The organism is Enterobacter sp. HG048, from assembly GCF_024702055.1.
GTDB classification, from domain to species: domain Bacteria; phylum Pseudomonadota; class Gammaproteobacteria; order Enterobacterales; family Enterobacteriaceae; genus Enterobacter; species Enterobacter dykesii.
In genome coordinates this window covers 333,023-356,691 of record NZ_JANLIZ010000001.1, presented here as the reverse complement: position 1 = coordinate 356,691, position 23,669 = coordinate 333,023, and the positions used below count along the sequence as shown (strand labels likewise).

Annotated in this window: 18 protein-coding genes; 5 read left to right on the top strand and 13 right to left on the bottom strand. The window is 55.8% G+C overall.

Annotated elements, in window-relative coordinates; all coding sequences use genetic code 11:
- Positions 1-237: 237 nt before the first annotated feature.
- From pncB to aspC, 4 genes are all read left to right on the top strand, one after another.
- The gene (gene pncB, locus NUX24_RS01685; protein ID WP_257829552.1) at positions 238-1,440 is read left to right on the top strand and encodes a nicotinate phosphoribosyltransferase; all 1,203 of its coding nucleotides are present in this window, start codon (positions 238-240) and stop codon (positions 1,438-1,440) included.
- Positions 1,441-1,606: 166 nt separating this feature from the next.
- Positions 1,607-3,007 carry an asparagine--tRNA ligase gene (gene asnS / locus NUX24_RS01680; RefSeq protein ID WP_032658183.1) on the top strand — a complete coding sequence of 467 codons (1,401 nt, stop codon included), beginning with the start codon at positions 1,607-1,609 and terminating at the stop codon, positions 3,005-3,007.
- 606 nt (positions 3,008-3,613) lie between these two features.
- On the top strand, positions 3,614-4,717 hold the full coding sequence (locus NUX24_RS01675) for a porin (RefSeq protein WP_047651295.1): 1,104 nt from the start codon (positions 3,614-3,616) through the stop codon (positions 4,715-4,717).
- A gap of 184 nt (positions 4,718-4,901) precedes the next feature.
- Complete coding sequence (gene aspC / locus NUX24_RS01670) at positions 4,902-6,092, top strand: aspartate transaminase (protein WP_257829547.1); 1,191 nt, start codon at positions 4,902-4,904, stop codon at positions 6,090-6,092.
- A 48-nt stretch (positions 6,093-6,140) separates the two neighbouring features.
- Here aspC and NUX24_RS01665 read toward each other — a convergent pair whose 3' ends face one another.
- The 7 genes from NUX24_RS01665 to cmoM form a co-directional block, all read right to left on the bottom strand.
- A complete protein-coding gene (locus NUX24_RS01665; RefSeq protein WP_047651296.1) occupies positions 6,141-6,788 on the bottom strand; it encodes an MBL fold metallo-hydrolase in 648 nt (215 codons plus the stop codon).
- 20 nt (positions 6,789-6,808) lie between these two features.
- Positions 6,809-7,360, bottom strand: coding sequence for a YcbK family protein (locus tag NUX24_RS01660; RefSeq protein ID WP_032639289.1), 552 nt, complete (start codon positions 7,358-7,360; stop codon positions 6,809-6,811).
- A gap of 174 nt (positions 7,361-7,534) precedes the next feature.
- Positions 7,535-9,358 (bottom strand): L,D-transpeptidase, encoded by a 1,824-nt coding sequence (gene ldtD / locus NUX24_RS01655; protein ID WP_257829543.1) that lies wholly within the window; start codon positions 9,356-9,358, stop codon positions 7,535-7,537.
- 178 nt (positions 9,359-9,536) lie between these two features.
- On the bottom strand, positions 9,537-13,988 hold the full coding sequence (gene mukB / locus NUX24_RS01650; RefSeq protein WP_257829542.1) for a chromosome partition protein MukB: 4,452 nt from the start codon (positions 13,986-13,988) through the stop codon (positions 9,537-9,539).
- Positions 13,988-14,692, bottom strand: a complete 705-nt coding sequence (gene mukE / locus NUX24_RS01645) for a chromosome partition protein MukE (protein WP_008499954.1) — start codon at positions 14,690-14,692, stop codon at positions 13,988-13,990. Before mukE ends, mukB begins: the two co-directional genes overlap by 1 nt.
- A complete protein-coding gene (mukF, locus tag NUX24_RS01640) occupies positions 14,673-15,995 on the bottom strand; it encodes a chromosome partition protein MukF (protein WP_023311005.1) in 1,323 nt (440 codons plus the stop codon). Before mukF ends, mukE begins: the two co-directional genes overlap by 20 nt.
- Before the next feature lie 3 nt (positions 15,996-15,998).
- A complete protein-coding gene (gene cmoM, locus NUX24_RS01635; RefSeq protein WP_198885082.1) occupies positions 15,999-16,778 on the bottom strand; it encodes a tRNA uridine 5-oxyacetic acid(34) methyltransferase CmoM in 780 nt (259 codons plus the stop codon).
- 124 nt (positions 16,779-16,902) lie between these two features.
- On the opposite strand from cmoM, the gene elyC reads away from it, so the two are divergent.
- The gene (gene elyC / locus NUX24_RS01630) at positions 16,903-17,682 is read left to right on the top strand and encodes an envelope biogenesis factor ElyC (RefSeq protein WP_257829539.1); all 780 of its coding nucleotides are present in this window, start codon (positions 16,903-16,905) and stop codon (positions 17,680-17,682) included.
- Here the strand turns inward: elyC and NUX24_RS01625 are convergent.
- From NUX24_RS01625 to msbA, 6 genes are all read right to left on the bottom strand, one after another.
- Positions 17,659-18,552, bottom strand: coding sequence for a YcbJ family phosphotransferase (locus tag NUX24_RS01625; RefSeq protein ID WP_047651301.1), 894 nt, complete (start codon positions 18,550-18,552; stop codon positions 17,659-17,661). The genes elyC and NUX24_RS01625 overlap by 24 nt on opposite strands.
- 141 nt (positions 18,553-18,693) lie before the next feature.
- Positions 18,694-19,440: a 3-deoxy-manno-octulosonate cytidylyltransferase gene (gene kdsB, locus NUX24_RS01620; RefSeq protein ID WP_023311001.1), complete on the bottom strand. Its 747-nt coding sequence runs from the start codon at positions 19,438-19,440 to the stop codon at positions 18,694-18,696.
- Positions 19,437-19,619: a protein YcaR gene (ycaR, locus tag NUX24_RS01615; RefSeq protein ID WP_006174474.1), complete on the bottom strand. Its 183-nt coding sequence runs from the start codon at positions 19,617-19,619 to the stop codon at positions 19,437-19,439. The genes kdsB and ycaR overlap by 4 nt, the downstream gene beginning before the upstream one ends.
- 45 nt (positions 19,620-19,664) lie before the next feature.
- Complete coding sequence (locus NUX24_RS01610; RefSeq protein ID WP_257829536.1) at positions 19,665-20,894, bottom strand: winged helix-turn-helix domain-containing protein; 1,230 nt, start codon at positions 20,892-20,894, stop codon at positions 19,665-19,667.
- 44 nt (positions 20,895-20,938) lie between these two features.
- Entirely contained in the window at positions 20,939-21,916 is a 978-nt protein-coding gene (gene lpxK / locus NUX24_RS01605; RefSeq protein ID WP_257829534.1) for a tetraacyldisaccharide 4'-kinase, read from the bottom strand.
- Positions 21,913-23,664, bottom strand: a complete 1,752-nt coding sequence (gene msbA / locus NUX24_RS01600) for a lipid A ABC transporter ATP-binding protein/permease MsbA (RefSeq protein ID WP_126328145.1) — start codon at positions 23,662-23,664, stop codon at positions 21,913-21,915. The genes lpxK and msbA overlap by 4 nt, the downstream gene beginning before the upstream one ends.
- Positions 23,665-23,669 lie beyond the last annotated feature (5 nt).

Genomic DNA, 23,669 nt, shown 5'->3' with positions numbered 1-23,669 from the left:
TTTGTCGAGTAACGTTTCAATATATTCCTGTTGCGCAAATCGCGCTATGCAGAATGTTCATCTTTTCAGGGGCAAAACCTTTTTTTTGCTACATTTGTATAACACGGGGCACAAAATGCCCTCGACCATAAAACGCGCTTATGTTGTGATCGGGGTTCAATAAATCACTAAACAAGGTATACTCCGGAGTTGTTTATTGTACTAAACGCTCCCGTGAGAGGATGCTACAGCGCACCTATGACTCAATTCGCTTCTCCGGTTCTGCATACGTTGCTGGATACCGACGCGTATAAACTGCATATGCAGCAAGCCGTTTTCCACCATTACTATGACGTTCACGTCGCGGCGGAATTCCGCTGCCGTGGCGACGACTTGCTCGGTATCTACGCAGACGCCATTCGTGAACAGGTCGATGCGATGCAGCATCTGACGCTGCAGGACGACGAATACCAGTGGCTTTCTGGCCTGCCTTTCTTCAAAGCGGACTATCTGAACTGGCTGCGCGATTTCCGCTATAAGCCTGAACAGGTCACCGTGACCAACGAGAACGGCAAGCTGGATATTCGTCTTGAAGGTCCGTGGCGGGAAGTGATTATGTGGGAAGTGCCGCTTCTGGCGGTGATCAGTGAACTGGCTCACCGCTACCGTTCGCCGGAAAAAGGCGTCGTGCAGGCGGTCGCCGCGCTGGAAAATAAACTCGCAGCCTTCTCTACGCTGACCGAAGGGCTGGACATGTCCCGCTTCCGCCTGATGGACTTTGGCACGCGTCGCCGTTTCTCGCGTGACGTTCAGGAGGCCATCGTTAAACGTCTGCAGCAGGAGCCGTGGTTCGTGGGCACCAGCAACTACGATCTGGCGCGTCGCCTCAGCCTGACGCCAATGGGCACCCAAGCACACGAGTGGTTCCAGGCGCATCAGCAGATCAGCCCCGATCTGGCTAACAGCCAGCGCGCGGCACTGGCCGCATGGCTTGAGGAGTACCCGAATCAGCTCGGGATTGCCCTCACCGACTGTATTACGATGGATGCTTTCCTGCGCGACTTTGGTCCCGAGTTCGCTGAACGTTACCAGGGATTACGCCACGACTCCGGGGATCCGGTTGAATGGGGCGAGAAAGCCATTGCCCATTACGAAAAACTCGGCATTGACCCGATGAGCAAGGTGCTGGTCTTCTCGGATAATCTCGACCTGGCGAAAGCGGTCGACCTCTATCGCCATTTCAACACCCGGGTGAACCTGAGCTTCGGGATTGGTACCCGTTTGACCTGCGATATCCCTCAGGTGAAACCACTGAATATTGTTATCAAACTGGTGGAATGTAATGGAAAGCCGGTGGCGAAACTCTCTGACAGCCCGGGTAAAACCATCTGCCATGACAAGGCGTTTGTCCGCGCGTTGCGCAAAGCCTTCGATCTTCCCCAGATAAAAAAAGCCAGTTAAGCGCTTAAGGGAGCCTTCATGGCTCCCCTCTTCTTATTTATTTCTCAATTCTTCTCTTTTGACTGCGAAATTTACTTGTCTGATAGCGGATGGCAGGTAACATAGATATCCCCCCATTAGGGTGGACAAGTGTTTATTTTTTCCGACTATTAACAGAGAGAATATTATGAGCGTTGTGCCTGTAGCCGACGTACTCCAGGGCCGTGTCGCCGTTGACCAGGAAGTCACCGTGCGCGGATGGGTGCGTACCCGCCGAGATTCTAAAGCTGGCATCTCCTTCCTCGCCGTCTATGACGGTTCCTGCTTTGATCCTGTACAGGCCGTCATTAATAATTCTCTGCCCAATTACAATGATGACGTTCTGCGCCTGACAACCGGTTGCTCCGTGATTGTTACCGGCGTGGTGGTGGCTTCACCGGGTCAGGGCCAGAGCTTCGAAATTCAGGCTACTGCCATTGAAGTCACCGGCTGGGTTGAAGATCCGGACACCTATCCGATGGCGGCAAAACGTCACAGCATCGAATATCTGCGTGAAGTTGCCCACCTGCGTCCGCGTACCAACCTGATTGGTGCGGTGGCGCGCGTGCGTCATACGCTGGCGCAGGCGCTGCATCGTTTCTTCGATGAGCAGGGTTACTTCTGGGTGTCTACCCCGCTGATCACCGCGTCCGATACGGAAGGTGCCGGTGAGATGTTCCGCGTCTCGACGCTGGATATGGAAAACCTGCCGCGCACGCCTGAAGGTAAAGTGGACTATGACAAAGACTTCTTTGGTAAAGAAGCCTTCCTGACGGTATCTGGTCAGCTCAACGGCGAAACGTACGCCTGCGCGCTGTCTAAGATCTACACCTTTGGCCCAACCTTCCGCGCCGAAAACTCCAACACCAGCCGTCACCTGGCGGAATTCTGGATGCTGGAGCCTGAAGTGGCGTTCGCTGACCTGGACGATGTAGCGGGCCTGGCGGAAGCGATGCTGAAGTATGTCTTCAAAGCGGTGCTGGAAGAGCGTCCTGACGACATGAAATTCTTCGCAGAACGCGTAGACAGCGATGCTGTGGCGCGTCTGGAGCGTTTCGTGTCTGCCGACTTTGCGCAGGTAGACTATACCGACGCGGTGGCGATCCTCGAGAAATGTGGTGAGACGTTCGAGAACCCGGTTTACTGGGGCGTTGACCTGGCGTCTGAACACGAACGCTATCTGGCCGAGAAACATTTCAAAGCGCCGGTTGTCGTTAAAAACTACCCGAAAGACATTAAGGCCTTCTATATGCGCCTTAACGAAGACGGTAAAACCGTGGCAGCGATGGACGTTCTGGCGCCGGGCATTGGTGAAATCATCGGTGGCTCTCAGCGTGAAGAACGTCTTGACGTGCTGGACGCGCGTATGGAAGAGATGGGCCTCAACCCCGCTGACTACAGCTGGTACCGCGATCTGCGTCGTTACGGTACCGTACCGCACGCCGGTTTTGGTCTGGGCTTCGAGCGTCTAATTGCCTACGTTACCGGTGTTCAGAACGTACGCGACGTGATCCCGTTCCCACGTACTCCACGTAACGCCAGCTTCTAATCGGTAAAAGACTGAAATGGCCAGCAAATGCTGGCCATTATTTTATTCTGTATTGTCAGTTTTCGTCAGCGCAAAGTCAGCGTATTTAAACCTTACCCCCGTCACAACCACTACCTGTTACGTTTTGTTTCCGCGAAACATCCAGCCACAAAAAATAAACCCCATTCTTATTGCGATTATTACACCCTCAGCCGATAGCACAAATTTCAACCTATTTTACAGCCATCCGGAAGGCCTTTCACTGTCATAAGAAAAAACGAGCCGTTTAAGGTCTGTTTATACGAATCGCCTTTATCTCAATTAATCATAAGGAATTCATATATATAGGATAGGGTTTGCTGTTTAATTCGCCAGGTTGGTCTGAAGTTTGAGATGGTTCACAAAGTTCCGAAAAATACACATTTGGTTACACATATTTTCTTTCGGTTACTTAATCTTGAGAATTGTAGCACTTTCAGGCTAGCGAAACGCTTCGCCGAATGGAAAGATGCCTGTCAGATACATAAAGACACCAAACTCTCATCAATAGTTCCGGAAATATTTATTGACAGAATTTATTGACGGCAGTGGCGAGTGTCATAAAAAAACCAATGAGGGTAATAAATAATGATGAAGCGCAATATTCTGGCAGTGGTAATCCCTGCCCTGCTGGTAGCCGGTGCAGCTAACGCTGCAGAAATCTATAACAAGAACGGCAACAAACTGGACTTCTACGGTAAAGTTGTGGGCGAACACGGCTTCACCACTTCTGGCGTACACAAAAACGCTGACTCCTCTTACGGCCAGATCGGCTTCAAAGGCGAAACTCAGATCAACGACCAGCTGACCGGTTACGGTCAGTGGGAATACCGTGCACGCGCCGGTGCAGCTGAAGGTGATCAGACTAACGTAACTCGTCTGGCTTTCGCTGGCCTGAAAATCGCTGACGCGGGTTCTCTGGACTACGGTCGTAACTACGGTATCGTGTATGACGTAGAATCCTACACCGATATGGCTCCGTCCTTCTCTGGCGAAACCTGGGGTGGCGGCTATGTTGATAACTACATGACCAGCCGTTCTACTGGCCTGCTGACCTACCGTAACAACAACTTCTTCGGTCTGGTTGATGGTCTGAACTTTGGCGTTCAATACCAGGGTAAAAACGATCGTAAAAACCTGAATGAAGCAAACGGCGACGGCGTTGGCCTGTCACTGGGTTACGAGTTCGGTGAAGGCTTCGGTCTGATCGGTGCCTACAGCACCGCTAACCGTACGCTTGAGCAGAAAAAAGATGGTAAAGGCGATAAAGCTGAATCCTGGGCTGTTGGCGCGAAATACGACGCGAACAACATCTACCTGGCGACCGTTTATGCAGAGACTCGCAACATGAGCCGCCTGGGTAACAGCGGTGAAAACTATGTTCCGAATGATGATGGTAATGTTTATAACATTGCTAACAAGACCCAGAACTTTGAAGTTATCGCTCAGTACCAGTTCGACTTCGGCCTGCGTCCTTCCGTTTCTTACGTTCAGTCCAAAGGTAAAGACCTGAACGGCATCGGCGACCGTGACCTGGCGAAATATATCACCACTGGTGCGACTTACTACTTCAACAAGAACTTCAACGTGTACGGTGACTACCGCTTCAACCTGCTGGACGACAAAGATGCGTCCACCAGCTGGGTTGGCTCTGACAACCAGGCTACCGTTGGCGTAACCTACCAGTTCTAATCAGTACACCACGTTGTTATATGCTTAATGAACAGGGCTTCGGCCCTGTTTTTTTATGCGTGACAGAAAATAATGGCGACTTTTGAAAAGCCGCACGCTTTTCGTCGCAAACGGTTGGCATTTTGTAAATCTACCGTTAACCTGATAGCGGATTTCACTTCTGTAATCACAATGGAACTTCGTCATGTTTGAGAACATTACCGCCGCTCCTGCCGACCCTATTCTGGGCCTGGCCGATCTGTTTCGTGCCGACGACCGCCCTGGCAAAATCAACCTGGGTATTGGTGTATATAAAGATGAAACCGGCAAAACTCCGGTACTGACCAGCGTTAAGAAAGCTGAGCAGTATCTGCTGGAAAACGAAACCACCAAAAACTACCTCGGTATTGATGGTATCCCTGAGTTTGGTCGCTGCACCCAGGAGCTGCTGTTCGGTAAAGGCAGCGCAATTGTAAGTGACAAACGTGCGCGCACGGCGCAGACCCCTGGCGGTACCGGCGCGCTGCGCGTGGCGGCGGATTTCCTTGCGAAAAACACCTCTGTTAAGCGCGTATGGGTGAGCAACCCAAGCTGGCCGAACCACAAGAGCGTGTTTAACTCTGCGGGTCTGGAGGTGCGTGAATATGCATACTACGACGCGGCAAACCACTCTCTCGACTTTGACGGCCTGCTGGCAAGCCTGAGCGAAGCACAGGCAGGTGACGTGGTGCTGTTCCACGGCTGCTGCCACAACCCAACCGGTATCGATCCGACGCTTGAGCAGTGGCAACACCTGGCGAAGCTGTCCGTTGAAAAGGGCTGGCTGCCGCTGTTTGACTTTGCCTACCAGGGCTTCGCCCGTGGTCTGGAAGAAGATGCCGAAGGCCTGCGCGCGTTCGCAGCCGTGCATCAGGAGCTGATTGTCGCAAGCTCTTATTCCAAGAACTTCGGTCTGTACAACGAGCGCGTAGGCGCCTGTACGCTGGTTTCGGCTAACGAAGAGACCGTCGATCGCGCGTTCAGCCAGATGAAATCGGTTATCCGCGCTAACTACTCTAACCCGCCGGCGCACGGTGCGTCTGTTGTTGCCACCATCCTGAGCAACGATGCGCTGCGTGCTATCTGGGAACAGGAGCTGAACGATATGCGTCAGCGTATTCAGCGCATGCGCCTGCTGTTTGTGAACACCCTGGCTGAGAAAGGTGCGGACCGCGACTTCAGCTTTATCATCAAACAGAACGGCATGTTCTCGTTCAGCGGCCTGACCAAAGAGCAGGTTCTGCGTCTGCGTGAAGAGTTCGGCGTTTACGCCGTGGCCTCTGGCCGCGTGAACGTTGCTGGCATGACGCCTGACAACATGGCGCCACTGTGCGAAGCGATTGTCGCCGTACTGTAATTTGCGCCCATAAAAAAGCCTGCGTTATGCAGGCTTTTTTTATTCTGGTTACCAGACAGGCATTTCATCCTGTAGGAACGGATTATGGAGCCGTTCGTAGCCCAGCGTCGACATCGGACCGTGTCCAGGGATAAACGTAACGTCATCACCCAGCGGCAATAACTTTTGTTTAATCGACTGAATCAGCTGCCCGTGATCGCCGCGCGGAAAATCGCTGCGTCCTACGCCACCTTTGAAGATCACATCGCCGGAAATCAGCAGACGGGACTGGTCATCAAAGAAGACGATATGGCCTGGCGTATGCCCAGGACAATGCAACACCTGTAAAGTCACATTCCCTACGTTAACGCGCTCTCCTTCGTTCAGCCAGCGATCGGGCGTCAGGGGCTGACACTCATCAAGGCCAAACATGCGGCTTTGGGCGGGTAACCCCTGCAGCCAGAACTCATCTTCTTTTTCCGGACCGATAATCGGCACACCGTAGTGTTCAGCCAGTTCAGCCGCAGCACCTACATGGTCAAGATGACCATGAGTGAGCAAAATCTGCATCAGCGTGACGCCGCTTGCTGCGACTTCCTGCTTGATTTTCTCAGCGTCACCGCCGGGATCGACAAGCGCGGCCAGTTTAGTCTGTTCGCACCAGATCAATGAACAATTCTGGGAGAACGCGGTAACCGGAATAATACGATAGTTCATACTGCTCCTGTGTTTCGTTATTACCAGTGCCGAACCGGACCGGTATCAATATGCACAAAGTTGCTGCTGGGGTAATATCCTACACCACCTGCGCGCATAGATAACGCGGCTTTGCGAATATTGGCTAACGAAACGCCTTCAATATGGAAATCCATTGCCTGTCCCTTCGTGTGATAGCTTTTTTTCGCTACCCCGCGGCTGTGGGCACGCAGTTCATTATTGGTATCAATCGAGCGATAGCCAGATATGAGCTGCACCGGCTTGCTGGTGCCCAGCAGGCCCTGAAGGCGGAAAAGCTGATCAAACAGTCCTGGATCGATGGCTTTTATTTTATTCGCGCGGAAATCACGGAAAAAATGGTTAAGTCTTGCTAATTCATCCTGAATATAGCCTCTGCCATCGAAAAACTCCGCTTTTAGCGACTCACCGGTATGCAGGTTGTTGAGCGTTAAAACTCGCGGACGAGGTGTCGAGAGGGTGGCAAATGCTGGCGTCGGCAGGATGGCCGCTGCGCCAAGCGCAACACCACCTAACGCCAGCAGTTTGCGGCGATTAGCGTCAAATTTGTCCATGATAATCAGGTCTACAGGTAAAAGAAATCGTAATATGCTTAGCGCACGAAGGGCACCTTAACTGGCAAAACCAGGTACGTCAAGGCGCCCAACCCCAGTGAATACGCGGCTTACAGCGATATTGCCCCTTATTCACCCTAACTTACGACAATCATTTTTCCCGAACTGCTTCATTTACCTGATTAATTGTTCCGCTTTTGGCAAAATTTGTGCGCCGGATCGCGCGGTGAGATCATAATTGTAAATATCTGTACGATACTGGGTACGCCCGTCCTCACCCACAAATGCCGTCAGGTAGTAAAGATTGACAGGAATATTGTGGCGAATATTCACGTAACGCGTATCCCCCTGCTTCAGAGCATCCGAGATACGCGTATCGTTCCAGCCCGCATCCTGCAACAGCATATTGGCCAGTTCCGAGGCTTTGTTCACGCGCACGCAGCCAGAACTGAGCGCGCGCGTATCTTTCTGGAACAGGTTGTGGTTCGGCGTATCGTGCAGATAGATAGCGTCTGAACTCGGCATATTGAACTTATAACGCCCTAAAGAGTTATGCGCCCCGGGAGCCTGCTGGAAACGAAACGGTAAATTTGACGCCGTGATTGTCGACCAGTCGACCATATAAGGATCGATGGCCTCTTTACTGTTCCATCCACGCATCACGGTATAGCCATGACGTTCCAGATAACCCGGATCGTTCCAGACCTTCGGCAAAATGTCTTTTCGCGCCAGGGTCGGCGGAACGTTCCACGGCGGGTTAACCACCACGTTATTCAGCGCACTGCTCATCATCGGTGTTTTACGATCCGGACGCCCGACAATCACGCGCGACGCCAGTTTTTCGCTACCGTCCTGATAATAGACCAGGGAATACGCCGGAATGTTAACCATAATTCCGGTAGAGAGCGTTCCCGGCAGCAGACGCAAACGCTGGATATTGAGCGCCAGTACGCCTGCCCGCTGCGCAGGCGATACGTTCAGCCAGTCACGCGTCGTCTGGCCAATGACGCCATCGGCCCCCAGCCCCTGAGCGGTCTGGAACTGTTTAACGGCCGCAACCAGCTCGCGATCGTAAGCCGCAGGTTTGTTGCTCAGGGCAATGCCTTTCTTCTCTTTTACTGGCGCTGACGGGCTGACGGCGACGCTTTGTGGATCATCACCCGGGAGAGCAATCTTTGGCCCGCCATCAAGAAGACCGGAACGCGTCAGGATCTCGCGCAGAGCAGGCACATCGCTGCTCCACTGCCCCGGACGGAGCGTCGCGGTGCCGCGCATCTGCGGCCATGGGCGCGAGTCACCCACCAGCGCGAGGAGCGACTGATGCAGAGTGGTATAGTGTGGATGCGCCGGTGCGAGGCTGGCGATAAAGCGCGGCAGTTCGCCATTATCAAGCGCTAGCTGCCACTGGTTAATGACCGACAGCGCCGGCGTCGCCAGCTTGTACGGCTTATCGCTGTACAGCCAGCGGTTGCCGTTGACCGGAATACCCGCCACGAACTGCAGGTAACCCATCATGGCATCGGAAAGCACCACGTCCCGCGCCTGCCCGGTGACGGCAGGATCGGTTAACAGTTCAACCCACTTTGTAAACTGCGGCTGAAAACCGGCAATCGCGACCTCCGCCAGCTGCTGCTGGAAGGCGCGCACGGCATCGCGATTTTCCCACATCGGTTTCATATCGCGGGCGGCATAGAGAAGCGTGAGCTGATTGAGATAGACAGGCGTGTAGCCTGACGGCAGCCCCGACTGCAGCTGCTGACTGAGCGATTCGGCGTCGATGCCTTCCGGCAGCGGCTTTATACCGGCCATGATAGCCGTTGCCGGAGACTGGTCCAGCGGCTGGGACAACGACGTTGGCTGCGCGCCTGTCGTTGCCGAGCTGTCAGTCGGCACAATTTCAGGCTCGTCGGCCTGGGCGGTTAACAGCGGAGCAAACATCACTGCCAGGCATAAACTCAGCGCAGACAGCTGACGACCACATTCTTTCTTTAGCAACATCCCTTGCCCCCTGTTTTCACGACATGCCCATCACGCTGGGGCTTTCTTTCATTATAGGTAGACGGCTAAGCTGTTGCCTTACCTTATGTAAAGAAGTTTAAAGATAACGCAGCCCTAAGCACAAGTTAAGTTTAAAAAAAAAGCGGCGCCAGTGCGCCGCTTCGGGTCAGAAGACGCCTCAGGAAGCGTCCGCCGTGGTTTCCGGCAATGACTCCGGCGGCTGCGGCGTAAAGCCACGCAGCCCCACAACGTGAACGTGTTCGCTGTTCTGGAACACTTTACGCACCAGTTTGTAGGTGGTGCCCTTCTCGGGGCTGATGTTCTCAGGTGCTGCGATAATGAGCTGCATATCAAGACGTTCGCAAAGCTCGAACAGCGTGGCAATTGAGCGGGCATCAAGACGCGCCGCCTCATCCAGGAACAGCAGTCGGCATGGCGAGATGTCTTTGCCGCGCAGGCGGCGCGCTTCATCTTCCCAGCTCTGTACCACCATCACCAGAATCGACATCCCGGTACCGATCGCTTCACCGGTAGAGAGCGCCCCGGATTCCGCACGCAGCCAGCCGTCTGAGCCACGGTTTACCTCAACTTCCATTTCCAGGTAGTTACGGTAGTCCAGCAGCTCTTCACCGATGGTTTGCGGCGTACGCTGCCCCATATCAATCTGCGGGTTCAGGCGCTGATACAGCTTCGCCAGCGCTTCGGAGAAGGTCAGACGGTTGCTGTTGAACAGATCCTGGTGCTGCTCGTGCTGCTCTGAGAGCACTTCCAGCAGCGTCGCGTGGGCTTCACGCACGTTGACGTTAAGGCGCACGCTGTTCACCTGACCAAACGACACGCTCTGCAGGCCCTGGTTCAGCTGGCGGATACGGTTCTGCTCGCGCTGAATGGTTTTACGAATGATGTTCGCCACGCTGCGGGAGCTGATCGCCAGCTTCTGCTCGCGGGAGGTCAGCTCCTCCGTCAGGCGACCCAGCTCGATTTCCATCTGCTCAATGGCTTCAACCGGATCGTCGGTACGGATGATGTCCTGACGAATACGCTCGCGCAGGTGCTGGTAAACCGCCACGAAGAACTGGATTTTACGTTCCGGGCGTTTCGGATCTTCCGACATGCGCAGCACGTCGCGCAGGTGTTCGTTATCCGCCACCGCCAGACGCAGGGCACCCAACGCCTTATCCGACATGGAGCGCAGCTCATCGGCAGAGAGGTACGCCAGCTCGCGGCGGTGCAGACGACGCTCAACGTTATTGTCTTTCACCATGCGCATCACCGCGCACCAGCCCGCTTTGGCGGTCACGACCTGCTCGCGCATCTCAAAATAGTCGCGTTCCAGCTTGCGCAGGCGACGGGTCAGGTTATCCATTTCCGCTTCACAGAAGGTCAGCGCTTTTTCCAGCTGATTACGACGCGCGCGGTTATTGCTGAGCTGTGAATGCAGCTCGTCACGACGAATACGCGCGCGCTCTTCCGCCCCGCTGTCGGCACGAACGCCGATGTCCTGAAGCTCTTTCTGCAGATCGTTTAACAGCTCTTTCTTGGTGTCGAAGGAGCTTTTCAGCGAGGCCAGCACCTGGTTGTACTGGTTCAGCTTAGCGGAGTGGCTGCGCATTGCTTCGCGGGCGCGAGTACGTTCCGCTTCCGCCTGCTCAAGGCGCTGACGCAGTTTTTCGTTCAGGTCGCTGTTACCGCTCAGCATTTCAGCCGAATCGGAGTAGCCGAAGTGGGCGCGACGCTGCACCACTTCCGTCAGGGCAAACGCCTGCTGACGCGCTTCGCGCTGCACCTGCTGCGACCAGGCATAATTTTCTTTTAATTGCTCGAACTGTTCCGGGTCGCTCTGCAGGACAGACACGACGGGCTCCAGCTTCGCCAGCTGATTGCCATGCTGCTGAACGAAACGCGCGGCTTCCTGCGCTTCATCCAGACGCTCCTGGATCTCATCCACGCGGTCAGCCAGCGTGTCATCCGCCAACAGATTCAGGCGCGGCAGGATGCGGTTAAGGGCCGCAACGCCCTCTTTTGCCTGTTCAAACTGGACGCGACTCTGCTGGTTATCATTTTCATGAGCGGCAATCGCGCGTTCCAGCTCGCCACGGCGGGTATTGAGCTTGCGGATTTCGGCTTCCGGATCCGCGTCAAACGCTACGGCGAGATGGCTGCCGATAAAGCGGCTGAACGACTGATGCAGACGCTGGGTTTTCTGCACGTCAAACGACAGGGTCGCAAAACGTTCAGACAGCGTTTCACGCTCGGCGTGCAGGCTCTCGATGCGGCTTTCGCGCGCGGCGCGGCCAAACAGCGGCAGCTCCGGGAAGCGGGAATAGCGCCACTGACGGTCAGCGATTTTCACCACTACCGCTTTTTCCAGCTCATCGACGCTGAATACGCTGTCATCAAACGACTGCGGATCCCCTTCGATCAGGTAGAGATCTTCCGGGCAATCTTCCAGGCCGGCAAGCTGCTCAGAAATCAGCGACAGCTCCGGGACTACAATCGCGTTGCGGGATGGACCGTACAGCGCGGAGAAGTATGGCGCATCGTCAAGGCCAACGTCGTCGTAAATCTCGGACAGCAGAACGCCGCCAAAACGCTCGGCGAGTGCATTCAGGCGCGGATCTTCTGACCCGCCCGGCTGACTTAAGCGCTCAATTTCTTCATCGACGTCGCGCTTGCGGGCACCCACTTCATCACGCTCAACGATGGCTTCGCGCTCGCGCTCCAGCAGCTGCTGCAGGTATTCGGTCACTTCCTGGCTGGATTCGAACTGCTCGCCGCACTGCTCGCTGAGCTGATTCAGGCTGCTTTGCGCCGCCAGCCAGACCGGTGCACGCTCCAGGAGGGTCTTCGAACGGGACTGAATCTGCTCCAGCTCCTGACGCAGGTTCATACGCTGTTCGCTGGCGTTTGATACGGTATCGGACAGAGCTGCAATACGCGCTTCCAGCTCCTGATGCAGGGCCTCAAGCTCGTCGAAATCGTAATTTTTACCCTGACGTTTACAGAAATCGGCCAGCAGACGCTCGGCTTCCTGCTGCTCGCGCAGGCGCTGCTCCAGCTCGTTCAGACGCATACGCAGCGGCTGAACCTGCTCGGCCAGATGGCGCTGGTTTACACCGTCGCGCAGCAGTTCACGAGCAACGTCCCAGGCTTCGCTACGCGCCAGCGGGCCGTTAATCGCGACCACCAGCTGATAAGCCTGCTCAAACTGGCTGTGCGCCGTTTGCGCGACGCTCATTTTCTGTTCGAGGGAGAGCAATTTCTCGGTGGCTTCCTGCTCTTTGGCCTGGAAGGTATCCAGCCACTCGTCGGCGCTATCCGGCGTCAGGTCAGGCAGATGGCACAGCTCTTTTGCACGCTGTAATGCCTGCAGTGCCTGGTTATACTGAATCGCTCGCGTCTGCTGCACGTCAAGTGCCTGCTGGTAATCGGCAAGCTGGCTTTTCAGCTCATCCACTTCCAGCTCGGCCGCTTCGGCGCGGGCTTCGTTCTCTTCCTGCATGTCGGCGGCTTCAGCCACCACTTCATTCTGCTCTTCGAGACGGATCTGCAGCTCATCGAGGTCCGCTTCATAGCGCTCGATTTTTTCCTGCTGACGCAGCGCGGTCTGCACCAGGTTCAGGTGATCGCTGGCGGCCTGGTAATCGGCTTCCAGATCGCCTTCAGCACCGTTGTGCTCACCCAGCTCGCGCGCCATTTCGACGTGCTTGTACTGCTCGGCCACCAGCTGTTTACGGGAGGTAAACAGCTCGCGACGGTATTCTAATGCCTGATCGAGATGCACCCGGCGCTCGTTGGCGTGGCGCATGTAGTCCGCCGCCACGTAGTTGGTGGCTTCGCTGATCAGGTGTTTAAACAGGTCGCGGTCAGACTGGGTCACGCGAATCGCTTCCAGCGTCATGCGGTTTTCACGCAGCGCCGCTTCCATATCCTGGAAGGCCTTACGCACGCCGCTGTTTTCCGGCAGCAGGTAGTCGCGCAGGGAGCGGGTAATCGCGCTGGAGATACCGCCGTACAGAGACGCTTCGATCAGGCGGTAGTATTTGCTACGGTCTGATGCGGTGCGCAGACGACGCGCCACCACGCCCAGATCGAACATCAGCGAGTGGTAGTCGGTAATCGAGTTGAACTGCTTGAACTGCACGCCTTCGATAGCTTCGAGCTTGTCCTTCAGTTCCTGCAGCGTCAGCACGCGCGCCTGACGTTCGTTCAGGGTTTCCGTTAGCAGCGCCGTCGGCTGCACGGAGGTTGGCAAGCCCTGAATCGCAAACGGTTTGATATCCACTTTACGGTCGCGACCGGCGACCTGCTGCAGGCGCACGCCCACTACCACGCGCTGATGACGGGAGTTAATGACGTCCAGAACCGAATAACAGACGCCGGCCTTCAGCTTACCGTGCAGACCCTTATCGCGGGAGCCGCTTGTTGCCCCCGCTTCAGTGGTATTACGGAAGTGAAGCAGCGTCAGGTCAGGGATCAGCGCCGTGACAAAGGCCGCCATGGTGGTGGATTTACCCGCACCGTTACCGCCGGAGAGCGTCGTGACCAGCTCATCCAGATCGAACGTTCGGGCAAAGAAGCCGTTCCAGTTAATCAGCGTCAGTGAGCGAAATTTACCGCGTTCAATCATTACTCTTCCTCCCCGCTATCCGGCAGATTCTCTTCATGCTCGTCATTGAGCTGCAAATGGTTTTCCACCGGCATCGCTTCACCGTCGCGGATCATGCGAAGCTGCGCTTCACGCGCGTCATCGCCCGCGCGCACGTCGGCGCCGAAGCGGAAGACAGATTCCGTAATGCGGAATTTGCTGCTGTCGTGGCCCATAAACCAGACCATCCCCAGACGGCGCAGACGGTTCAGGGAAGAGCGAACCTTTTCCTGTAATTTCTGACGGTCAAGATCCGACCCCGTGGAGCGGTTGTTCACCAGCTTCAGCAGCTTGCTCTCATCTGCCAGCGTCAACAGCTCGTCGTAAAGTTCCTGCTGGGTGAAGATCCCTTCATTCGCCAGACGTTCCGGGCTGAGGTAGAGGTAGCAGAGAATTTTACCGACCATCATATCCAGCTCGGAGAGCACGGAACGCGGGATCAGCGTCGTGGAGCGCGGGCGCAGGTAGAAAAAGCCTTCCGGCGCGCGGATAAGCTCCACGTTATAACGTGCGTAAAACTCTTCCAGGTACTCCTGGAAGTCCATCAAAAAGGCGTGATTATCCAGCTCGTCTAATCCAATGTGACGACCGGCACGCAGCTGGCTGTCCAGCGCCGGAAATAACGGATTCGCCAGCGCCTGTGCCAGCTTAACCGGCATCACTTGTTCAATATTTGTCAATGACATGCGCCTGTACCTTGGCTCCGTAATCGTTGATTGGCTGCCACTTCGGCGGCAGTCCGGTGAAATCTGCTTGCGCGACGCCCAGGCGCACCGCCTGGTCTACCACAATGCGGGCAATGTCGAAGTGGCGCGCGCGTGGATATTGCGCCAGATAGTCGCGCACCACGAGCCCAAGATCCAGCGGCACTTGTCTGGTTTTGTAGACCGCGAGCTGTTCTTCGATCATCGCCGCAAGCTGCTCGCGAATTTCGTTAAATTCTTCGTATTCCAGATCCGGCGGCAGTTCACCGGTCACCTCTTCATCGCGCAGCGCCATCTCTTCGTCGCGCATATCCAGCAGACGATCGGCATTGGCGTAGGTCAGCGCCCACGGCGCATCGAAATAGGTCTGCACCGACTGACGCAGACGCTGAGCAAAGACGCGGTTTTTATCCATATCAATCGCGGTACGGATAAATTTATGCACGTGTCGGTCGTAGCCGATCCACAAGTCGATCGACTGCTGGCCCCAGCTGATAATGCGGTCGAGTTTGCTTTGCAGGTCGAAGACCAGGCGGTCGATAAAATGCAGATCGTCGTGCGCCAGCGTCGCATCCTGGATGCGCAGCAGGTTCGCCTGCAGCTTGTCTCCTGCGGCTTCCAGCGTATCCTGGAGCTCACGCAGCGTGCCGGATGTTTCTGACAGCAGAAGTTCACAGCTGGAGATGGCCGCTCGCCAGTCTTTATTCAGCAGCTGGGCAATATCGTCTTTCACCTGCTGCTGCTGTTCGTCCATCAGGCGCTGGGTGAGATCGATACTGTCGAAAATCTCGGCCACCGAATATTTCAGCGGCGCGTAGACGTTACGGTGCCAGTGGAATTCGTCACCGTTTTCATCCGCCGCGTCCGCGGCGCGCTTAAGCTCACCCGCCACGATCGAGAGCTGCATGGAAAGACGCAGCGTGGAAAATTCACGCTGGCGAATATAGTAATCGGTGATGCCGATGCCCAGCGGCGTCAGGCGATAGATGGCGTTTCCTTCCGCCTGCTCGCTGGTAAAGCGGTTCAGCAGACGTTGACGCACCATATCGTTGATCGCGTTGTTGGCACGCACGCTAATGGTTTCGCTGGTTTGCTCAAACGCATCACTGACATGGCGGAACGCATCCACCAGTTCACCCTCGCTCATTTCACCGTCCAGCCGTTCGCCGTTCAGCGTGGCAACCGCCAGCAGGAAAGAGAGTCTGTCTACCGGCAGCGAGATGGAGAAATCGTTTTTCCTGGCCCAGGCAACCAGTTCGGGGACTGTCTGGGAAAATTCACTCATAGGTTATCCTTGCATCTGCGGCTTGTGCGCGGTGACGTGAATATAGCGGCCAAGGCTGATAAAAGGCTCCTGACGGCAATACCGCGTTTCTAATTCTGTTAAGGTGTCAAAACAGTCACGCTGTTTGTGTTTTTCACGCAGATAATCATGAAACACCCTGACGCCCGTCTTCCCGACGATCTGCCAGCCAATCGCTTCCAGCCAGCCATAAACCTGCTGTGGATCGCGCGGATAGTCCGGGGAAAGCGTGCGCTTTTTCTTTTTGGGCATCCCGACCTGCACATAGTCGAAGTTTCCTGCAACCATGTTGTGCATCAGGAAGCCGTTAGCATTGTAGAACATCAGCGACAGCGTGCCGCCCGGGCGCAACATCGACCACAGGGTTTGTAACACGCTTTGCGGATCGGCAACCCACTCCAGCACCGCATGAAACAATATCAGATCAACCTGGGTTTCCAAATGCTGTGAGATGTCCTGAGCGGCGCATTGTATAAAATGCATGTTGTCGCTCACACCTTTCTCTTCTGCAGCACGCGTCGCGCGGGCGACCATTTCAGCAGAAAGATCGCAAAGCGTGACGTGATGACCGCGCTCGGCCATTTTTATCGCCGTCTGCCCTTCACCGCCACCGGCGTCCAGCACGCGCAACGTTTGCCCACCGAACGTAGCCAGAATGGTATCCAGATCCTGCCAGAGGATCGTCTGACGGAGCTGCCCTTTCGTGGTGCCATAAATGTTGCGCGAAAACTTTTCCGCGATGTCATCAAAATTGCGATCCCGCATTGGGAGAGTTCCACTCGCTAACTGCAAAACCGCTATTTTGTCACACCCGCGCGGAGAATGAACCTCTCTGGTGTAATATCACGGGTAATCACCTGCTATATGGTCAAAAAAGGAACCAAAAAGGATGCTTTTTACCCTTAAGAAATACATTGGAGGGATGATGCTTCCCCTTCCGCTGCTGCTCATCATCATCGCGCTGGGGCTGGCGCTGGTGTGGTTCAGTCGCTTTCAGAAGAGTGGAAAAACGCTGATCACGTTCGGCTGGTTGGTCTTGCTGCTGCTGAGCCTGCAGCCGGTCGCGGACGGTCTGTTACGCCCCATCGAAAACAGGTACCCAACATGGCAGGGAAATCAGAAAGTGGCGTACATCGTGGTGCTGGGCGGCGGATATACCTGGGATCCTGACTGGGCCCCCAGTTCAAATCTGATCAACAACAGCCTGCCACGGCTAAACGAAGGCATTCGCCTCTGGCTGGCAAATCAGGGATCAAAAATGATCTTCACCGGCGCGGCGGCCAAAACAAACCCGGTGAGTACGGCAGAAGCGGGCGCCAGGGTCGCAGAATCACTCGGCGTGCCGCGTTCCTCGATTATCACGCTCGACAGCCCAAAAGATACCGAAGAAGAGGCTGCCGCAGTGAAGCAGGCGATTGGCGATGTCCCGTTCTTACTGGTGACCTCCGCTTCACACCTGCCGCGCGCGATGATTTTTTTCCAGAAGCAAGGCCTGCACCCGCTTCCCGCACCGGCAAACCAGATGGCCATCGACGCGCCGCTCAACCCGTGGGAACGGGCGATCCCCTCCCCGGTGTGGCTGATGCATAGCGATCGCGTCGGCTACGAGACGCTCGGACGCCTCTGGCAGTGGCTGAAAGGATCGTCAGGCGAGCCAGGGCAAGAGTGATTTTGTCGCCAGATCGAAGTTGGCGCGATTGAAACGTCCGGTATTCACCAGCTGTGCGACTTCGTCCCAGAGCAGGTAAAGCCAGCGCCGCCAGAGAAACGCTTCTGCAACGGGCGCGCGTTGAAGGTAGTGCCACAGTAAACCTTCCGCCGCCCCGCTGTCGCTGAGCCTGAACAGCTCATATTCGCGCGGAGCCCAGAGCATGATCCCCGGCCCCAACATCGCCAGAAGCTGATCGCTGCGGGAGTCCTTGAGCATGCTGCGCAGGGTGAAATTACCGTGGATCAGCACGCAGTTGTCATTAAAACCATCGAACAGCGCCGGCAAGCACTCGCGGGTACGAAACAGGATACGCTTATCCTGCATGGTCAAACCGGTATTGCTGAACTGGTTAAGCGTTCCCCACAGCACTTCCACCCGCTGGCGATACCACAGCGGCCACAGGTTTTCCTGGGTACTGTCGACCGGACCGACAAGTCCGCGGCTATCCTGGCGGTGCCAGGCCAGCAGCGCCTCGACAATCTGGTCTTTTAACTGCTCCCAGCGTTCCGGCGTGCGCGCGGGCGCTTCAACGGGCACGCCGCGTAAACGCTCAATCAGCAGCACGTCCGGGCCGGGGTGTTCCTCGTGGGTCATCACGCCGTACACCGTCGGCATACGGACGGTTCCCTCCCGCGCCAGCATCGACATTTTCCATGCCAGCTGTCTGGCAACGCCCGGCGAGGTGAAACTTCTGGCCATCAGCGGCATCGGGTTGCCCTGACTGTCATACAACGACCAAAGCGCGGTATCGGCCTTTTCACTCACGCATTCGACCCGGCTTAATTTCTCACCCAGCAGATGGCTAAGTTCGGCACGCAGCTGTTCCATATGAGATTACCCCCATTAAGACTACTGCTTTTATAATGAGCGTCCTGAAGGGAGATGTCACCCGGAAGAGAACAATTAGGAAAAAGAAAGGGGAATTAGCGGGGAGAGGACATCCCCCCGTCAGGAGGGATGCAGGCGGTATTAGCGCAACTCGGCGCGGACGCGCTCAAGATCTTCCGGCGTATCAACGCCCGTCCCAGGCACTTCGCTGGCAACGGCAACGTGAATTTTTTCGCCGTACCAGAGCACGCGAAGCTGCTCCAGCATTTCGATATGCTCCAGCGGACTCGGCGCCCAGGTAACATATCGACGAATAAAACCGGCGCGATAGCCGTAGATCCCGATATGACGCAGGAAGGTATCGCCGATGGTCTCTTTAGAGAGCGCAAAGCGATCGCGATCCCACGGGATGGTGGCGCGGGAGAAATAGAGCGCATAGCCTTCGGCATCCATGACCACCTTCACCGCATTCGGATTGAATGCCTCTTCAGCGTGGTGAATGGGTACCGCCAGCGTCGCCATACCGACCTGACGCTGAGCCAGGTTTTCTGCCACCTGACGGATAATCACCGCCGGGATCATCGGCTCGTCGCCCTGCACGTTAACGATGACCGTATCATCACTGAAGCCACATTTCTCAACCACTTCCGCCAGACGCTCGGTACCGGACTGGTGATCGGCGCGGGTCATGCACACCTCACCGCCTGCCGCCTCAACCGCACGGGCGACGTCAGGATGATCGGTAGCAACAATCACGCGATCGGCACCGGATTCACGCGCACGCTCGAGGACATGCACAATCATCGGCTTGCCGTTGATATCCACCAGCGGTTTACCCGGCAGACGCGTTGAGGCATAGCGCGCAGGAATAATGACAACAAAACTCATGGTTTGCTCTCTTCTGCCACCAGGGAACGAGCTTCATTTTCCAGCAGTACCGGAATGCCGTCACGCAGCGGGAAAGCCAGGCTGTCCAGCTTGCAAATCAGCTCCTGTTTGTCCTGGCTGTAGTAGAGTTTGCCGTTGCATACCGGGCAGGCAATAATTTCAAGTAAACGGTGATCCATAGTTCCTCCGTATGGGTAATCGCTAAAGCTTAACACATTCCCTTTTCAGGGAGTGCCTGTTTCCCAGCCACTTCGACAGGAAGTAAACAGTCCGTCGGGCACCCGGCCCAGCGTCACGTCGCGGGCACCCTGCCAGCGCGCGAATTCGCCAATGGCGAACGTTACCCCTTTTTCCAGGCTCGCCGTCACCCTAACCCCCTCTTGCAGGTAAAGCGCAATGATTTCAAGCGTGCCGGTCTTGCGGTGCATTTTGGCGTCCATGCGCCCGACCAGTTGCCCCTTATGCAGCAGCGGGAGAACAAAGTAACCATACTGGCGCTTTGGAGCCGGGGTATAACATTCCAGCCGGTAGCTAAAATCGAACAGCTGCTCGGCGCGTTTTCTATCCCAGACGACCGGGTCGAAAGGCGACAACACCGCACTGTGGGTTGCCTGAAGTTTCCCCTCCTGGGCCAGAGGCAGTAGCGGGAGGAGATCCGCATGCAGCCACATTTCGCCCAGCGTTTCCACCGTGACGGGGATGACGCGCTGTTCGCGTTGCCATATGTCCATCAGCGGTTTCAGCGCGGGCTGACGAAGGCGATAATAATCTGCCAGCCATTGCGGACGGAAAATGCCCAGACTGCGGGCGCTGTTCTCCAGCATGATGGCCTCGGCGGCCTCCTGAGTAAGCAGATCACGCTCGTCGTCCCAGTGGGGCATCACGCGATGCGTCAGGTCATAAACGCGCTGAAAATTACGCCGTTCAATGACCATGACTTTACCTGACGTGAACAGTCCTTCGAGATGACGCTTGTGCGGTTTCCACTCCCACCAGCCGCTGGTGCCTTTGCGCGGATGTTCAAAATCAGCGGAGCGTACGGGACCGTTATCCTGAATATGCGCGACAAGCTGCTCAATTTCAGCCGCATGTTCCAGCATCCACGCCTGACGATATTTCCAGCCCATCTTTTCAGGGGCAAGCATGCGGTGACGAACCAGGGCAAAATCGCTGCGAGGCAGGAAGCAGGCTTCGTGCGCCCAGTACTCCATTAACTCCCCCTTGCTGAGCGCCTCATCCAGCCACTGCGAAGGATAATTTCCCAGGCGGCTAAACAGCACCAGGTAAGGGCTACGGGCAACAATGTTAATGGTGTCGATTTGAAGCAGCGACATGCGCAGGACGGTAGAGAGAATATCGGCAGGCTGCGCGCGGCGGCGGGGCTTTTTAAGCAGCCCCTGCGCGGCAAGGTGGAGATTACGTGCGGCTGAGAGCGAGAGTTGCGGTAGAGACATGCGTTTTCCTGTCAGTCAAAGCGCCACCAGAACCGCGTAAGCCTTTAGTGCACCAACGCAATCAGTTCCTTGAGCAAACGTTCCGGCTGCTCACCGCTGAGTTCGGCGTCAACCGGCAGATACCACCAGTTATCTTTCGCAAAGGCGCGGCATTTCACCGCATCTTTTTCGGTCATGATCAGCGACTGCCCCGGTACGGTCAGGGCATCTACCTGCCCTTCCACCAGCGCCTGATGGTCGGCCAGCGGAACGCGCTTTTCCAGACGGGCACCACACTGTTCCAGCGTCGCGAAGAAGCGTGGCGGATGACCAATACCCGCCATCGCCACCGGTGAAGGCAGCTCAGCAACCGACCGGCGTTCCCCCGTCAGCAGGTTAATCGCAGGACCCGGCTGCAGGTGCATGGGGATTTCACCCGCGTTTGCCTCACCACCGTTCACAATCACCGCATCAACAGACTTAAGGCGCGAAGCGCGTTCGCGCATGGGTCCGGCCGGTAGCCACCAGCCGTTACCGAAGCGGCGAACCCCGTCGATGACCACAATCTCTTTATCACGCGCCAGGGCGTAATGTTGCAGACCATCATCCGTAATGATGATTTGCACCGCGTGTTCGGCAAGCAGTGCCTGAACGGCGTCGCTGCGCACCGGCGAAACCGCAACCGGCGCGCCGGTACGCTGATATATCAGGACCGGTTCATCGCCCGCTTCGGCGGTTGTAGTTTCCGCCGTGAGCAGAAGAGGATACTGCGCCGCTTTACCGCCATAACCGCGAGAGACAACCCCCGGACGAATACCGCGTTTTTGCAATTGCTCCACCAGCCAGATCACCACCGGGGTTTTACCGTTGCCGCCCGCCGTGAGATTACCGACCACCACAACCGGAACCGGCGCACGCCAGGCCCGCTTAAACCCTAAACGGTAAAGCAGACGGATAATGCCGCTCACCAGACCATACAGCCAGGAGAGCGGCAAAAGCAGCAGCCACAGCGGGGATTCACCGGACCAGATGCGTGCAATCATTGTTGACCGAACTGCATCTTATGCAACTGGGCATAAACGCCGCGGTGTTCCAGTAGATCGGCATGGCTTCCGCGTTCAACAATGACGCCATCCTCAACCACGACGATTTCATCAGCCTGCTCAATAGTCGACAGACGGTGTGCAATCACCAGTGAGGTACGGTTCTTTTGCAGTTCATCCAGCGCGGACTGGATAGCGCGTTCAGATTCGGTATCCAGCGCGGACGTCGCTTCGTCCAGGATCAGAATTGGGCTATCGCGCAGCAGCGCGCGCGCAATCGCAATACGCTGGCGCTGGCCACCGGAGAGAAGCACGCCGTTTTCACCAATGATGGTATCCAGACCGTTATCCATCTTATTGATAAAGTCCATTGCGTAGGCCATACGTGCGGCGTTCTCAATCTGCTCGCGGCTGTATTCATCCGTGCGCGCATAAGCAATGTTGTTGGCGACGGTATCGTTAAACAGGTGCACGTTCTGGGAAACCAGCGCCACCTGGTTACGCAGCGACTGCAGGGTATATTCCCGCAGGTCGTGACCATCTAACAGGATTTCACCTTCATCAATGTCGTAGAAACGGGTCATCAGGCTGGCAATCGTCGATTTACCCGAGCCGGAACGGCCCACCAGCGCCACGGTTTTACCCGCCGGAATAGACAGGTTGATATTACGCAGGGCAGGCACTTCGCGGCCCGGATAGGTAAAGGTCACGTTACGGAATTCAACGTCTCCGTTTGCACGCTCGATCACGCGCTTACCTTCATCCTTTTCCTGCTCGGAATCCAGAATGCTGAACAGGGTCTGGCAGGCGGCCATCCCGCGCTGGAACTGGGCGTTCACGTTCGTCAGGGATTTCAGCGGACGCATCAGGGCGATCATCGAGGAGAAGACCACGGTGATAGTACCCGCCGTCAGCGTCTCCATCACGCTAGGGAAGCTTGCCGCATACAGGACGAATGCCAGCGCCAGTGACGCTATCAGCTGAATAATCGGGTCAGAGATGGAAGAGGCCGAGACCATTTTCATCCCCTGAAGGCGCATTTTATTGCTGACTTTATCAAAGCGTTTGGTTTCGACGTCCTGACCGCCAAAAATCAGAACTTCTTTATGCCCTTTCAGCATCTGTTCCGCGCTGGTCGTCACTTGCCCCATCGTGTTCTGCATATTCTTACTGATATTGCGGAAACGCTTTGAGACGACGCGGATAGCAATAGAAACTATCGGCGCCAGAACGATAAGGATGATCGACAGCTGCCAGCTGTAATAGAACATCATCGCGAACAGGCCGATGATTGACGCGCCCTCACGCACAACGGTGATCAGTGCGCTTGAGGACGAGGAGGCAACCTGCTCGGAATCGTAGGTAATACGGGACAGCAGCGTCCCGGTAGACTGCTTGTCAAAGAACGAGACCGGCATGCCCATCATGTGGCTGAACAGGCGACGGCGCATGGTCATAACCACTTTCCCTGATACCCAGGAAATACAGTAGCTGGAGATATAGCTGGTAATGCCGCGTAAGATCATCAGTCCGATAACCACCAGAGGCATCCATAGCAACACTGAGCGATCCGTTTTACCAAAACCGTCGTCCAGTAACGGTTTGAGAAGCGATAGCATAAAAGTATCGCTGGCTGCGTTGAGGATTAACGCTACTCCCGCCACGATCAGGCCTGTTTTAAAGGGCGCAATCATCGGCCAGAGTCGGCGGAAGGTTTGCCACGTGGAGAGATCTTTGTCGTTATGCATTCAAA

Bases quoted from the DNA above. Each gene is read 5' to 3' on its own strand.
- pncB (WP_257829552.1), top strand. From the start codon at position 238: ATGACTCAATTCGCTTCTCCGGTTCTGCATACGTTGCTGGATACCGAC.
- asnS (WP_032658183.1), top strand. From the start codon at position 1,607: ATGAGCGTTGTGCCTGTAGCCGACGTACTCCAGGGCCGTGTCGCCGTT.
- NUX24_RS01675 (WP_047651295.1), top strand. From the start codon at position 3,614: ATGATGAAGCGCAATATTCTGGCAGTGGTAATCCCTGCCCTGCTGGTA.
- aspC (WP_257829547.1), top strand. From the start codon at position 4,902: ATGTTTGAGAACATTACCGCCGCTCCTGCCGACCCTATTCTGGGCCTG.
- NUX24_RS01665 (WP_047651296.1), bottom strand. From the start codon at position 6,788: ATGAACTATCGTATTATTCCGGTTACCGCGTTCTCCCAGAATTGTTCA.
- NUX24_RS01660 (WP_032639289.1), bottom strand. From the start codon at position 7,360: ATGGACAAATTTGACGCTAATCGCCGCAAACTGCTGGCGTTAGGTGGT.
- ldtD (WP_257829543.1), bottom strand. From the start codon at position 9,358: ATGTTGCTAAAGAAAGAATGTGGTCGTCAGCTGTCTGCGCTGAGTTTA.
- mukB (WP_257829542.1), bottom strand. From the start codon at position 13,988: ATGATTGAACGCGGTAAATTTCGCTCACTGACGCTGATTAACTGGAAC.
- mukE (WP_008499954.1), bottom strand. From the start codon at position 14,692: ATGTCATTGACAAATATTGAACAAGTGATGCCGGTTAAGCTGGCACAG.
- mukF (WP_023311005.1), bottom strand. From the start codon at position 15,995: ATGAGTGAATTTTCCCAGACAGTCCCCGAACTGGTTGCCTGGGCCAGG.
- cmoM (WP_198885082.1), bottom strand. From the start codon at position 16,778: ATGCGGGATCGCAATTTTGATGACATCGCGGAAAAGTTTTCGCGCAAC.
- elyC (WP_257829539.1), top strand. From the start codon at position 16,903: ATGCTTTTTACCCTTAAGAAATACATTGGAGGGATGATGCTTCCCCTT.
- NUX24_RS01625 (WP_047651301.1), bottom strand. From the start codon at position 18,552: ATGGAACAGCTGCGTGCCGAACTTAGCCATCTGCTGGGTGAGAAATTA.
- kdsB (WP_023311001.1), bottom strand. From the start codon at position 19,440: ATGAGTTTTGTTGTCATTATTCCTGCGCGCTATGCCTCAACGCGTCTG.
- ycaR (WP_006174474.1), bottom strand. From the start codon at position 19,619: ATGGATCACCGTTTACTTGAAATTATTGCCTGCCCGGTATGCAACGGC.
- NUX24_RS01610 (WP_257829536.1), bottom strand. From the start codon at position 20,894: ATGTCTCTACCGCAACTCTCGCTCTCAGCCGCACGTAATCTCCACCTT.
- lpxK (WP_257829534.1), bottom strand. From the start codon at position 21,916: ATGATTGCACGCATCTGGTCCGGTGAATCCCCGCTGTGGCTGCTGCTT.
- msbA (WP_126328145.1), bottom strand. From the start codon at position 23,664: ATGCATAACGACAAAGATCTCTCCACGTGGCAAACCTTCCGCCGACTC.